The sequence below is a fragment of the Streptomyces sp. MMG1121 genome (assembly GCF_001280015.1).
In the GTDB taxonomy this organism is placed as follows: Bacteria; Actinomycetota; Actinomycetes; order Streptomycetales; family Streptomycetaceae; genus Streptomyces.
Window position 1 is genome coordinate 1 of sequence record NZ_LGDV01000038.1, and the last position, 13,149, is coordinate 13,149.

Annotated in this window: 10 protein-coding genes and 1 pseudogene; 10 read left to right on the plus strand and 1 reads right to left on the minus strand. The window is 69.6% G+C overall.

The genetic code is table 11. The features are described from left to right. The 4 genes and pseudogenes from ADK64_RS04990 to ADK64_RS05005 form a co-directional block, all read left to right on the plus strand. Window positions 1-790 (plus strand): annotated as a pseudogene (locus ADK64_RS04990) (ABC transporter); the annotation flags it as partial. A gap of 162 nt (window positions 791-952) precedes the next feature. Continuing rightward, a complete protein-coding gene (locus ADK64_RS04995; RefSeq protein ID WP_078992491.1) occupies window positions 953-1,840 on the plus strand; it encodes a FadR/GntR family transcriptional regulator in 888 nt (295 codons plus the stop codon). A gap of 446 nt (window positions 1,841-2,286) precedes the next feature. Next, window positions 2,287-3,825, plus strand: a complete 1,539-nt coding sequence (locus ADK64_RS05000; RefSeq protein WP_053655978.1) for an RNA polymerase sigma factor — start codon at window positions 2,287-2,289, stop codon at window positions 3,823-3,825. Window positions 3,826-3,947: 122 nt separating this feature from the next. After that, a complete protein-coding gene (locus ADK64_RS05005; protein WP_053655191.1) occupies window positions 3,948-4,775 on the plus strand; it encodes a serine protease in 828 nt (275 codons plus the stop codon). A 144-nt stretch (window positions 4,776-4,919) separates the two neighbouring features. On the opposite strand, the gene ADK64_RS05010 is transcribed toward ADK64_RS05005, so the two are convergent. After that, window positions 4,920-5,150: a DUF7455 domain-containing protein gene (locus tag ADK64_RS05010; protein ID WP_053655192.1), complete on the minus strand. Its 231-nt coding sequence runs from the start codon at window positions 5,148-5,150 to the stop codon at window positions 4,920-4,922. A 440-nt stretch (window positions 5,151-5,590) separates the two neighbouring features. On the opposite strand from ADK64_RS05010, the gene ADK64_RS05015 reads away from it, so the two are divergent. The 6 genes from ADK64_RS05015 to ADK64_RS05040 all read left to right on the plus strand — a co-directional run bounded on the left by ADK64_RS05015 (window position 5,591) and on the right by ADK64_RS05040 (window position 13,120). Beyond that, window positions 5,591-7,714 (plus strand): DNA gyrase/topoisomerase IV subunit B, encoded by a 2,124-nt coding sequence (locus ADK64_RS05015; protein ID WP_053655193.1) that lies wholly within the window; start codon window positions 5,591-5,593, stop codon window positions 7,712-7,714. An 843-nt stretch (window positions 7,715-8,557) separates the two neighbouring features. Further along, the gene (locus ADK64_RS05020; RefSeq protein WP_053655194.1) at window positions 8,558-9,079 is read left to right on the plus strand and encodes a hypothetical protein; all 522 of its coding nucleotides are present in this window, start codon (window positions 8,558-8,560) and stop codon (window positions 9,077-9,079) included. Continuing rightward, a complete protein-coding gene (locus ADK64_RS05025; RefSeq protein ID WP_053655195.1) occupies window positions 9,076-10,227 on the plus strand; it encodes a sensor histidine kinase in 1,152 nt (383 codons plus the stop codon). The genes ADK64_RS05020 and ADK64_RS05025 overlap by 4 nt, the downstream gene beginning before the upstream one ends. Beyond that, window positions 10,224-10,922, plus strand: coding sequence for a response regulator transcription factor (locus ADK64_RS05030; RefSeq protein WP_053655196.1), 699 nt, complete (start codon window positions 10,224-10,226; stop codon window positions 10,920-10,922). The genes ADK64_RS05025 and ADK64_RS05030 overlap by 4 nt, the downstream gene beginning before the upstream one ends. Before the next feature lie 60 nt (window positions 10,923-10,982). After that, window positions 10,983-11,531: a DUF485 domain-containing protein gene (locus tag ADK64_RS05035; RefSeq protein WP_053655198.1), complete on the plus strand. Its 549-nt coding sequence runs from the start codon at window positions 10,983-10,985 to the stop codon at window positions 11,529-11,531. After that, complete coding sequence (locus tag ADK64_RS05040; protein WP_053655199.1) at window positions 11,528-13,120, plus strand: cation acetate symporter; 1,593 nt, start codon at window positions 11,528-11,530, stop codon at window positions 13,118-13,120. The genes ADK64_RS05035 and ADK64_RS05040 overlap by 4 nt, the downstream gene beginning before the upstream one ends. The last annotated feature ends 29 nt before the right edge of the window (window positions 13,121-13,149 follow it).

The following is a 13,149-nucleotide window of genomic DNA, read 5'->3' on the forward strand; positions in this document are numbered from 1 at the left end:
CCCCATTTCCGTCCGCCCCGCCCCCAGCCCCCTCCGCCCCCTGCGATACGAGATCCGGCGCGCCGGCGGAATCAGCGTCGGCTTCCTCACCTGCGGTGTCGTGCTGGCGGTGTCCGCGCTCACCGCCGTACTGCTGGCACGACTCGGCCACACCCCGCAGGCGCGGCTGTTCGCGGCGTGGCCGCGGGAGCTGCCGCTGCCGCCCGCGGCGCTCGCGGCGGGGCTGCTCGGTGCGCTGGCCTTCGGGGACGAGTTCCGCCACCCCGCGCTGGCGGCGGACCGCGGCACCGTGCCCCGCAGGCTGGGGCTTCTGACCGCGAAACTCCTCGTGTCCGGGGCCACCGCGCTGCTGCTCGCCTTCCTCACCGTGGGCTGCGACGCCGAAGTGCTCTACATCGTCTACGGACGGGATGTGACACAAGTTCCCGCGGACTGGCTTTCGACGGGGGCGAGTTGGTTCGGTCTCGTCGTCGGCTGCGCCTGGGCCGGTGTCCTCGCGGCCGGTGTCTTCCGGTCCACCACGGGAGGCTTGGCCGCCGTGCTCGCCGTACCCGTCCTTGTCGTCCCTGTCGTACACCAGACGATGCAGGGACCCGCTCTACGCCTGGCGGCCGGGTTTCCGGAGCGCATGAGGGAGGTCTTCCTGTCGCAGTGGCCCTTCGGAGGGGAGCGATACCTCCTGGGGTTGGCGCGGGTTCTGGCCCAACCCGTGGGCGGCGCACTGGCGTTGTCGCTGTCGGCACTGCTGTGCGCGTATCTGTTCACGACGCTGCGTACCAGGTTCCGGTAAGGAGTGTGCGTTCACTTCCGATCTCGCCATGTGTGCAACTCCCCACAGAAAGCCCATTTCTTTCCGATAAGGCGTCAATTGCGACGGGGTGAGCGATCACCCTTTCGTGTGCTTTTCACCAAAGACCTCAAGGGAGTTGGAGACGGCGCCGACAAAGGATCCGTGAGTACCCTTGCGCACACCATGATGACCGCCGCCCGCTCCGCCGACTCCGGTCTGGCCGGTCCGGGCGAACTCGACCGCTACCCCTACGCCGAGGCCCCGGTGGCCGACCGCGTGGGAACGCCTTCCTGGGACGGCGTGGACCCGGAGCTGGGCCGCGTCGGCAGGCGTGCCGCAGGCAGCCGCGGACGCGGACTGCACGGCCAACTCGTCCAGCAGCTGGGGCAGATGATCGTCTCGGGGGACCTGGGTGCGGACCGCCCGCTGGTGCCCGAGGAGATCGGCCAGCGCTTCGAGGTCTCCCGCACCGTCGTCCGTGAGTCCCTCCGTGTCCTCGAGGCCAAGGGCCTGGTCAGTGCCCGCCCGAACGTCGGCACGCGCGTGCGTCCCGTCAGCGACTGGAACCTGCTCGATCCGGACATCATCGAATGGCGGGCCTTCGGGCCCCAGCGGGACGACCAGCGCCGAGAGCTGAGCGAGCTGCGCTGGACCATCGAGCCGCTCGCCGCCCGCCTCGCCGCCGGGCACGGACGCGAGGAGGTGCAGCAGCGCCTCTGTGACATGGTCGAGATCATGAGCCACGCCATGGCCCAGGGCGACGCGCTGACCTATTCGCGTGCCGACAACGAGTTCCACGGCCTGCTCATCCAGATCGCCGGCAACCGCATGCTGGAGCACCTGTCCGGGATCGTCTCGGCCGCCCTCCAGGTGTCGGGCGGCCCGGTCACGGGCTGCGACCGGCCGAACGAGGCGTCCCTCGCGCAGCATGCGCGCATCGTCGACGCTCTCGGCACCGGCGACGGCGCGGCTGCGGAGGCGGCCATGCGTCAACTCCTCACGGTCCACCCCGAGGTCGAACGTGTGGTGCCCGCCCCGCGCGAGCACTGACTTCCGCGACGAGGACGGTGAGGTCGCCGGTGTGCGGCGTCAGCGTGGTTCTCGCGGTTCGCGTGTCGACGCCGGGCTCGGGTACCGGCCGCCGCCGGACCCCGCCGGTCCGCTCAGGATCCGGCGGGGTCCGGCGGTGCGACGGGCCGCCATGGTCCCGCGCGTGACCGGGGTCAGGCTGGTGGTGATCCCCTCTGCCCGTGTCTGACCGTTTTTGAATGCTTACGGGGTGTGACTCGGGCCACGTAGATTGGGCGTAACGCTTGTGGGAACAGCGCGATGACCTAAGAGGTGACAGCCGCGGAGGGAATACGGACGCCATCACAGGCGCTGTGTATCTTCCCGGCCCCCGCCCGCTCCGTCGGCCCATCCCCAGGCCGGTGGTCGGCTCCTGTCCACAGTGGACGGTGCCGGAAGCCGTTTTCCAACGTTCCGAGAGGTTGTTCGTGTCGGCCAGCACATCCCGTACGCTCCCGCCGGAGATCGCCGAGTCCGTCTCTGTCATGGCGCTCATTGAGCGGGGAAAGGCTGAGGGGCAGATCGCCGGCGACGATGTGCGTCGGGCCTTCGAAGCTGACCAGATTCCGGCCACTCAGTGGAAGAACGTACTGCGCAGCCTCAACCAGATCCTTGAGGAAGAGGGTGTGACGCTGATGGTCAGTGCCGCAGAGCCCAAGCGCACCCGCAAGAGCGTCGCAGCGAAGAGTCCGGCCAAGCGCACCGCCACCAAGACGGTCGCGGCGAAGACGGTGACGACCAGGAAGGCCACCGCCACCACGGCCGCTCCCGCGGCGCCCGCCGCGGCGGTCGCAGCCGATTCCCCCGAGGACGCCGCCTCCGCCAAGGTCGCCGCCAAGAAGACGACCGCCAAGAAGGCGGCAGCCAAGAAGACCGTCGCGAAGAAGACGGCCGCCAAGAAGACCACGGCCAAGAAGGACGACGTCGAGCTCCTCGAAGAAGAGGTCCTTGAGGAGACCAAGGCCACCGACGAGCCCGAGGGCGCCGAGAGCGCCGGCTTCGTCCTCTCGGACGAGGACGAGGACGACGCGCCCGCGCAGCAGGTCGCCGCGGCCGGTGCCACCGCCGACCCGGTCAAGGACTACCTGAAGCAGATCGGCAAGGTCCCCCTGCTCAACGCCGAGCAGGAAGTCGAGCTGGCCAAGCGCATCGAGGCGGGTCTCTTCGCCGAGGACAAGCTGGCCAACGCCGACAAGCTGGCGCCGAAGCTCAAGCGCGAGCTGGAGATCATCGCCGAGGACGGCCGCCGCGCCAAGAACCACCTCCTGGAGGCCAACCTCCGTCTGGTGGTCTCCCTGGCCAAGCGCTACACCGGCCGCGGCATGCTCTTCCTGGACCTCATCCAGGAGGGCAACCTCGGTCTGATCCGCGCGGTCGAGAAGTTCGACTACACCAAGGGCTACAAGTTCTCCACGTACGCCACCTGGTGGATCCGTCAGGCGATCACACGCGCCATGGCCGACCAGGCCCGCACCATCCGTATCCCGGTGCACATGGTCGAGGTCATCAACAAGCTCGCGCGCGTGCAGCGCCAGATGCTCCAGGACCTGGGCCGCGAGCCCACCCCGGAGGAGCTGGCCAAGGAACTCGACATGACCCCGGAGAAGGTCATCGAGGTCCAGAAGTACGGCCGCGAGCCGATCTCGCTGCACACCCCGCTGGGTGAGGACGGCGACAGCGAGTTCGGTGACCTCATCGAGGACTCCGAGGCCGTCGTCCCCGCCGACGCCGTCAGCTTCACGCTCCTGCAGGAGCAGCTGCACTCCGTTCTGGACACCCTGTCCGAGCGCGAGGCCGGCGTCGTCTCCATGCGGTTCGGTCTCACCGACGGTCAGCCGAAGACTCTCGACGAGATCGGCAAGGTCTACGGCGTGACGCGTGAGCGCATCCGCCAGATCGAGTCCAAGACCATGTCGAAGCTGCGCCACCCGTCGCGCTCGCAGGTGCTGCGCGACTACCTCGACTAGGTCGCGTCCGAACGACGCCGAAGGTCCGGTTCCCTGCGCGGGGGCCGGGCCTTCGTGCTGCGCGCAGCGGTGCAGTGAATCACTCTAGGTGTTCCGGAACCACCCGAGAGTGAGGATCCTGTATGCGCTCTTCTGTTGCCCGGGCACTGATCCGGCCGCTGGCCCTGGCGGCCATCATGACCGTCATACCCCTGGTGAGCGCGGCCCCCGTGGCCGCCGACAGCGTGGTGGTCGGGGGCTTTCCGATAGACGTCTCCCAGGCCCCGTGGACGGTCGCGCTGTCCAGCCGTGACCGGTTCGGGGGTACGCGGGCGGGCCAGTTCTGCGGCGGCGTGGTGGTCGCGCGGACCACGGTGCTCACTGCTGCCCACTGTCTGGGCGAGGACGTCCTGGGGGCTCCGCCGAATCGTGTACGCGACCTCCGGATCATCGCGGGCCGTACGGACCTGCTGTCGGGCAAGGGTGAGGAGATCGCCGTACAGGACGCCCGCGTCAACCCGGGGTACGACACCGCGACGAACACCGGTGACTTCGCCGTCCTCAGCCTCGCCAAGCCGCTGCCGCAGGGCGCGGTCGTGGCCATGGCCGGTGCGGGTGACCCGGCCTACAGGCCAGGCACCCAGGCCCTGGTCTCCGGATGGGGCGATACGAGCGGCAGCGGCGCCTACGCGCGCCGGCTCCATGCCGCACACGTGCGCGTGCTGTCCGACGATCTCTGCGCCCGCGCCTACCCGGGCGGCCCGGATGGTACCTACCGGTCGGGCAGCATGCTCTGCGCCGGAGAGTCCGCCGGCGGTCCGGACGCTTGTCAGGGCGACAGCGGTGGCCCGCTGGTGGCCGAGGGGCGGCTCATCGGTCTCGTGTCGTGGGGGAGTGGCTGCGGTAAGCCGGGAAGCCCCGGGGTCTACACGCGGGTCTCCGAGGTCGTACGAGCCCTGGACGGGTTCTGAGGGGGCCGGAAACGGCCCCGCATGCGCTTCTGAGGGCTCCCGTGGGTCGCGTGGGGGCACGCGTACGGGCGGCCGCTCCCGGTCCGGGAGCGGCCGCCCGTACACCGGCCTGTGCCGGGGCTGGCTCGTCGTGTGTGCGAGATATCAGCGCTCTTCGTCGGAAGCGGTGTTCGGAGCGGACGTCAGCCGCTCAGTCTCGTCCTGTATTTCAGCGGCGATCTTCTTGAGTTCCGGCTCGAACTTGCGACCGTGGTGGGCGCAGAAGAGCAGTTCTCCGCCGCTCAGCAGGACGACGCGCAGGTATGCCTGGGCGCCGCAGCGGTCGCAGCGATCGGCGGCCGTCAGCGGGCTCGCGGGGGTCAGAACAGTAGTCACGTCGCCTCTTCTCTAGCTCGACGAGCTGTCGTACCAGGGTCAACATCCAACCAGCCCGAAAACGTTCCCGCTCGTGGCTTTTCCTCGAAAAAAATCTTCCGTGGCGGCTGTCTGCTGCCGGTTGGCGGCGAATGGGCCGTAGTGCGTGTCTTGAGTGCTTACGGTTTCGCGCAGTGTTGTGTCTCGATCCTCCCGGCCGGGTTGCCGGTTGTTCATGAGGACGTGCCCGGAGCCTAAATGGTTCATGCCTCCAAGGGAACGTGATGTGTGCTTCACTCCATCGAGGGATCGAACATGCATACGAGTCTGGACTAGTCTGAGTTTGTGATGAGGGTGGCGTTACACCGGCTCTACCAGGCCTCGGTACCCTCTGAGCGGCGACCGAAGCCGCCCCCTCGCGCAAGAGGGGGTCAACTGAAATTCAGCGAGGAGCGAACCGCGTGACCGCCGATACGTCCGTGCCGTCCACAGCGCTGCTGGCAGGAGCAGACCGGGACGGTTCCAACTACACCGCGCGGCACCTGCTCGTCCTCGAGGGCCTCGAAGCCGTGCGCAAGCGTCCGGGCATGTACATCGGCTCGACCGACAGCCGCGGTCTGATGCACTGCCTGTGGGAGATCATCGACAACTCCGTGGACGAGGCCCTGGGCGGCTACTGCGACCACATCGAAGTGATCCTCCACGACGACGGCTCCGTCGAGGTGCGGGACAACGGCCGTGGCATCCCCGTGGACGTGGAGCCGAAGACGGGCCTGTCCGGCGTTGAGGTCGTCATGACCAAGCTGCACGCCGGCGGCAAGTTCGGCGGCGGTTCGTACGCCGCCTCCGGTGGTCTGCACGGCGTCGGTGCCTCCGTGGTCAACGCCCTCTCCGCCCGTCTCGACGTCGAGGTGGACCGGGGCGGCCACACGCACGCCATCAGTTTCCGCCGGGGCGTGCCGGGCGTCTTCGCCACCGAGGGCGCCGACGCGAAGTTCGAGGCCACGAGCGGCCTGCGCAAGACCAAGAAGGTCCCCAAGACCCGCAGCGGCACACGCGTGCGGTACTGGGCCGACCGGCAGATCTTCCTCAAGGACGCCAAGCTCGCCCTGGAGACCCTGCACCAGCGCGCCCGGCAGACCGCCTTCCTGGTACCCGGCCTGACGATCGTCGTCCGTGACGAGTTCGGCCTGGGCGAGGGCGGCAGCAAGGGCGAGGAGTCCTTCCGTTTCGACGGCGGCATCAGCGAGTTCTGCGAGTACCTGGCGAACGACAAGCCTGTCTGCGACGTCCTCCGCTTCTCGGGCCAGGGCACCTTCAAGGAGACCGTCCCGGTCCTCGACGAGCACGGCCAGATGACCCCCACCGAGGTCACCCGCGAACTCGGCGTGGACATCGCGCTGCGCTGGGGCACGGCCTACGACACGACGGTCAGGTCTTTCGTCAACATCATCGCCACCCCCAAGGGCGGCACCCACCTGACCGGCTTCGAGCAGGCCGTCACCCAGACGCTCAACGACGTGCTGCGTGCCAAGAAGATGCTGCGCGTGGCCGAGGACAACATCGTCAAGGACGACGCCCTGGAGGGCCTCACCGCAGTCGTCACCGTGCGACTGGCCGAACCGCAGTTCGAGGGCCAGACCAAGGAGGTCCTCGGTACCTCGGCGGCCCGCCGCATCGTGAACAACGTGGTGACCAAGGAACTGAAGGCGTTCCTGACCGCCACCAAGCGTGATGCCGCGGCGCAGGCCCGGGTCGTCATGGAGAAGGTGGTGGCCGCCGCACGTACGCGCGTCGCGGCCCGCCAGCACAAGGACGCCCAGCGGCGGAAGACCGCCTTGGAGTCCTCGTCCCTGCCGGCGAAGCTCGCCGACTGCCGCAGCGACGACGTCGACCGCAGCGAGCTGTTCATCGTCGAGGGCGACTCTGCGCTCGGTACGGCGAAGCTGGCGCGGAACTCCGAGTTCCAGGCCCTGCTGCCGATCCGAGGCAAGATCCTCAACGTGCAGCGGTCATCGGTGACCGACATGCTCAAGAACGCCGAGTGCGGCGCGATCATCCAGGTCATAGGAGCGGGCTCGGGCCGCACCTTCGACATCGACCAGGCCCGCTATGGCAAGATCATCATGATGACGGACGCCGATGTGGACGGCTCCCACATCCGCTGCCTGCTGCTCACGCTGTTCCAGCGCTACATGCGGCCCATGGTCGAGGCCGGCCGGGTCTTCGCCGCGGTGCCGCCGCTGCACCGGATCGAGGTCATCCAGCCCAAGAAGGGCCAGGACAAGTACGTCTACACGTACTCGGACCGCGAGTTGCGCGACCAACTGATGGAGTTCCAGAGCAAGGGAATCCGGTACAAGGACTCCATCCAGCGCTACAAGGGTCTGGGCGAGATGGACGCCGACCAGCTGGCCGAGACCACGATGGACCCGCGCCACCGCACCCTGCGCCGGATCAACCTCTCCGACCTGGACGCCGCGGAACAGGTCTTCGACCTGCTCATGGGCAACGACGTGGCACCCCGCAAGGAGTTCATCTCCAGCTCGGCGGCGACGCTGGACCGGTCACGCATCGACGCGTAGCCACTGCGCTGGGCCTCGGCCGACCGGGCGGGCTGGACGGGCCTGGCGGCCTCCGGTGCCGGTTCGGCGCTGGTCCGGGCCGAGGCGGCTGTAGGGTGCGTGCCCGGGCGGACAGCGGCCGTCGGGCGCGGACTTGGGCCCGACACCGGTCGCCGGGACGGACCCAGGAGGACGGTGGCAGTCGGGTGCGTGGCCCAGGGCGACGATGGCGGTTCGCCGCGCACCTGGACCGGCGGCAGCGAGGGAGAAGTACGCCTGCCCGGTCGCCGTGGCGTCCATAGGCGGTGTGTGTCGCACCTGCCCCGCCGGCCGCTATCCCACCTGCCCCCGGCCGGTCGCCGTCTCACCTGGCCCGTCAGTCGCTGACCGGTGACGCACCCGCTTCCGGCCGGCCGTCGACGCACGCACATGGACCGGGGGTTGCATCAGGCCCCGGGCCGGTTGGCGCGCTGCACCCGCCCTCCGAGCGGTGGGCCGCCTGATCGCCACGGCCGGTGGCCATTGCACGTGCCCTCAGCGAGTCAACGGTCGGACTGGTGCTGACAGCGCCGCCGGCGCATCGCAGCCCGGTCAGCGTCACCGGTCCCCGCGTTCCACGGGCGCGCCCGGCTATCGGCGGCCCACCAGGCTCCGACCGGCGTCTGAGACGTGGCCCCCGGCCCGTGACCCCGCCGTTCAACCCTTCCATCGCCCGGCGTCTGCACCCGTGGGTGGAGACGAGCGGCTCAAGGTTTCCACCCGTGATCCACCTCCGCTCCGATCTCCGGACCTGCCAATTTCCGTAACTTCGAAGGTGTCGGCAGCGCCTGCTCCGGCACCACCTTCTCCCTCACGGAGGCTCTGATGTCCGGGCTCGTCAACGCGCTGATGATCGTGGCCGTGGTCGCCATAGTGATCGTGCGGCAGTTCCGTGCCCGTCCGATCAACACCGACCGGCGCTGGTGGCTGGTTCCCGTGGTCCTCGCCGTCGTCGCGCTGCGCGAGCCCGGCCTCCTCGACGCCCACCACCGTGCCGAGTCCGCCACACTGCTCGCGGTGGAGCTGCTCATAGGTCTGGCCATCGGTGCCGGCTGGGCCTGGACGACCCGTGTCTGGACGGCTCAGGACGGCGTCGTGTGGACCAAGAGCACCAAGGCGAGCGGTGCCGTGTGGGCCGTGGGCATCGCCCTGCGGATCGGTGTCTACGCCCTCGGTTCCGTACTGGGGCTGCACCAGGACAGCTCCGCCCTGATGCTCGGCCTCGCCGGCACCCTGCTGGTCCGCAGCGGCTTCCTGGTCTATCGGGCCAAGGCCGTCGACACCGCGACCCGTCCCGCACCGGCGTACGGTGACGACATGCGGTCGGCCTGGAAGGAGCACGCGTGACGGACAACGCCTGGATCCGCTGGCCGTCGCGCGAGGCGCTCGGCCGAGCGGGCACCAGCCGGCCCCGGCGGATGCTCGCCTGGGCCGTGAGGCTCGTCGTGCTCGCCCTGCTGCTGTGGGGGGCGTTCCACCAGAGGCACGTAGGCACCTGGGGCGCCCTCGCGGCAGCGGCGACGGTCCTCGTCGCAGGTCTCGTCTCCTGGGCCTTCTTCCGGACCACCTACCAACACCGGCTGGTGCCGTCTCTCACGCTCATCGGTGTGCTCCTGGCCATCGCGGTCGCCGCCGAGGCCACAGGGTTCAGAGGACCGGCCCTGATGCTCTGGTGCGGCTGCGGAATCAGTGCCCTGGAGCGGCTGCCGCTTGCGGCGGCACTGCCTGTGACGTCGGTGGCCCTGGCCTCGTACTCCGCGTTCAACAACGACGTCTGGCTGACGACGGCCGCCACAGCGGCGGGCATGGCCCTGGCCGGATACGTCCTGCGGCTGGACGCGGAAGCCCGGGGCAGCGCCCAGCGGCTGCTCGCCCAGGAGCGGGCCGCGCGGGCCGCCGAGGCCGAGTCCGCGGCGCTGGCCGAGCGGGCTCGGATCGCGCGGGAGATTCATGATGTGCTGGCCCACAGCCTCTCGGCTCAGCTCGTGCACCTGGAGGCCGCCCGGCTGCTGATCGAGAACGGCGCCGACCGTGACAGGATCCTGGAGCGGGTGGTCGCCGCGCGCGGAATGGCCCGGGACGGGCTTGCGGAGACCCGGCAGGCGCTGTCCGCCCTGCGGGGCGAACTGACCCCGCTGGAGGACTTCCTGAGCGAACTCGTGACCGGAACCGACGGTGCCGAGGTCACCGTCACGGGTGAGCGCAGACCCCTGTCCGCCGAGGCCTCCCAGGCCGTGCGCAGGGTCGCGCAGGAGGCGCTCACGAACGTCCGAAAGCACGCCCAGGGCGCCAAGGTACGGCTGCGACTCGACTACAACGACCATGAAGTGACGCTGGACGTACGGGACTCGGGTGGGCCGCCGGGCGAACTCACGAGATCCGGAGGCGGGTACGGTCTGCTGGGTATGCGTGAGCGCGCTGAGCTGCTGGGCGGTTCGCTGGACGCGGGGCCGGACGAGGAGGGGTTCGTGGTGACGCTGAAGGTGCCTGTATGACCGAGACGGAAGGGGAGAAGAAGCCTGCACGCGTGGTGGTGGCCGATGACCAGACCGTGGTCCGGGAAGGCATCGTGATGCTGCTCGGACTGCTGCCCGGCGTGGAGGTCGTCGGTGCGGCGGGGGACGGTGAGGAGGCGGTCCAGCTGGTCGGGGAACTCGCCCCGGATGTCGTCCTGATGGACCTCAGGATGCCCCGATGCGACGGAGTTGAGGCCACCCGGCGGATCCGGGCACAGTATCCAAAGACCCAGGTCGTGGTGCTCACCACGTACGCGGACGACGAGTCGCTGTTCCCCGCGCTGCGCGCCGGCGCCCGGGGCTATCTGACCAAGGACGCGGGCGGCGACGAGATCGTGCGAGCCGTGGAGAGTGTGCTGTCGGGGGACGCGGGGCTGTCGCCGAGTGTCCAGCGCCGGTTGTTGGAGCGGCTGTCGCAGCCCGAGCCCGGCCCGTCCGCGGCCGCCGAGGAGCCGCCCGACGGGCTGACCATGCGCGAGACCGAGGTCCTGCTGCTGATCGCCGACGGCCTCAGCAACCAGGAGATCGCCCGCACGCTGCATGTGTCGACGGCGACGGTGAAGACGCACATCAACAACCTCTTCTCCAAGACGGGCCTCAAGGACCGTGCTCAGGCGGTGCGTTACGCCTACAGCAGGGGGTTGGTGAGACCGCCCACACAGGGAATCACCTGATGGGGTGAAGAGCCGGAGGAAGAAGAGTCAGGGATCTTCCCGGTCTGTCCATCCTTGGGCATGCAGTCAAGCAACGGTCGTGCCCGCGGAGCCGGGGACGGTTCCGAGAGTTCGGCCGAGAACCGGGAAGATCACGGCGCGCCCTCGCGCGACGCGACGCACGAGGACCCTTGGTACGACGCGCTGGCCTCCGGCTGGGGTGAGCTGGACGGTGCCGGTATGCCGGCGGCAGTGGTTCCGTCCGCTCGTGGGGAGCGAAGCGGACCGCAGGTTCGCGCCCGCGAGGTGTATGTCGAGGTGCAGAGCAGCGCCGCTTTCCAGGAAGTGCGCAGGAGGTACCGACGGTTCGTCGTGCCGGGAGCCGTCGCCTTCCTCGTCTGGTACGTGGGGTATGTGGTCGCCGCCACGACCGCGCCAGGCCTTATGGGCCGGCCCGTGGCGGGAGCGGTGAACGTGGGCATGCTGGCCGGGCTCGGGCAGTTCCTCACCACGTTCCTGCTCACCTGGGCCTACGCTCGGCATGCGCGGCTGCGCCGGGACCGGGCGGCGCTCGAGCTGCGCTGGGACACGCAGGAACTGACCCGCGGTGTGCGGGGAGGCGCTTCGTGACCGGGGGCCATCAGACGCTGGCGTTGGTGTTGTTCAGCGGCTTCGTGGCCGTCACGCTCGGGATCACGACATGGGTGAGTCGTCGTAGGCAGGGTTCGGCGGAGGAGTTCTACGCGGGCGGGCGGCTGTTCTCGCCTATGGAAAATGGTTTCGCCATCGCGGGGGACTACATGTCGGCCGCATCCTTCCTCGGGGTCACCGGGCTCATCGCGCTCTACGGGTACGACGGGCTGCTGTATGTCGTGGGGTTCCTGGTGGCGTGGCTGGTGGTGCTGTTCCTGGTGGCGGAACTGGTGCGCAACTGCGGGCGGTTCACACTGGCAGACGTGGTGGCCGCGCGGATGAGCGAGCGGCCGGTGCGGATCGCGGTGGGAACGTCCTCGGTCACGGTGTCCGTTCTGTATTTGGTGGCGCAGATGGTCGGCGCGGGCAGCCTGGTGGCGCTGCTGCTGGGGCGGTCGAGCGGGATGGCGCAGGCCTGGGCGGTCATCGGGGTCGGCGCGCTCATGGTGATCTATGTGTCGATGGGAGGGATGCGGGCCACGACCTGGATCCAGATCGTCAAGGCGGTCCTGCTGCTGGGCGGGACGGTCGTGCTGACCGTGCTCGTCCTGCTGCGCTTCCACGGTGACTTCGACCGGCTGCTGCTCGCGGCCGCGGAGCGCAGCGGCCACGGCAGGGCGTTCCTGGCGCCGGGCCTGAAGTACGGCGGGACCTGGACCGCGCGCCTCGACTTCATCAGCCTGGGTCTCGCCCTGGTGCTGGGTACGGCGGGGCTGCCGCACATCCTGTCCCGCTTCTACACCGTGCCCACCGCGCGCGCCGCCCGCCGCTCGGCGGTGTGGTCCATCGGGCTGATCGGCGGCTTCTACCTGATGACGATCGTCCTCGGTCTGGGCGCGGCCGCGGTGGTGGGGCCGGACGCCGTGCGTGGTTCGAACGCGGCCGGGAACACGGCGGTCCCGCTGCTCGCCCTGGACCTGGGCGGCGGCGCGGGCTCCACGGGTGGGACGGTTCTGTTCGCCGTCGTGGCCGCCGTAGCCTTCGCCACGATTCTCGCCGTGGTCGCCGGCATCACGCTCGCCTCGTCGGCCTCGGTGGCGCACGACCTGTACGCGTCGCTGCGACGGCGGCACGGCAAGCCGCGCAGCGAGGTCGCGGTGGCGCGGTTCGCGGCGTTCGGTATCGGCGTCGTGGCGATCGCGCTCGGCCTGCTGGCCCGCGATCTCAACGTCGCCTTCCTCGTCGGCCTCGCCTTCGCGGTCGCCGCGTCGGCGAACCTGCCCGTGCTGCTGTACTCGCTGTTCTGGCGTGGCTTCACCACCCGCGGCGCGGTGTGGGCCGTATACGGCGGGCTGGTCCCGGCGCTCGGGCTCGTGCTGCTGTCCCCGGTGGTCTCCGGCAGTCCGGGTGCATTGTTCCCGAGCGTCGACTTCCAGTACTTCCCGTTGCAGAACCCGGGCATCGTCTCCATCCCGCTCGGCTTCCTGGCCGGCTGGCTGGGCACGGTCACCTCGGACGAGGTCGCGGACGAGGCCAAGTACGCCGAGACCGAGGTGCGATCGCTGACCGGTGCCGGGGCCGTGTAGCGGACCGGGCGGATCGTTACGGCGCCGTC

Bases quoted from the DNA above. Each gene is read 5' to 3' on its own strand.
- ADK64_RS05020 (WP_053655194.1), top strand. From the start codon at position 8,558: ATGTCCGGGCTCGTCAACGCGCTGATGATCGTGGCCGTGGTCGCCATA.
- ADK64_RS05030 (WP_053655196.1), top strand. From the start codon at position 10,224: ATGACCGAGACGGAAGGGGAGAAGAAGCCTGCACGCGTGGTGGTGGCC.
- ADK64_RS05005 (WP_053655191.1), top strand. From the start codon at position 3,948: ATGCGCTCTTCTGTTGCCCGGGCACTGATCCGGCCGCTGGCCCTGGCG.
- ADK64_RS05035 (WP_053655198.1), top strand. From the start codon at position 10,983: ATGCAGTCAAGCAACGGTCGTGCCCGCGGAGCCGGGGACGGTTCCGAG.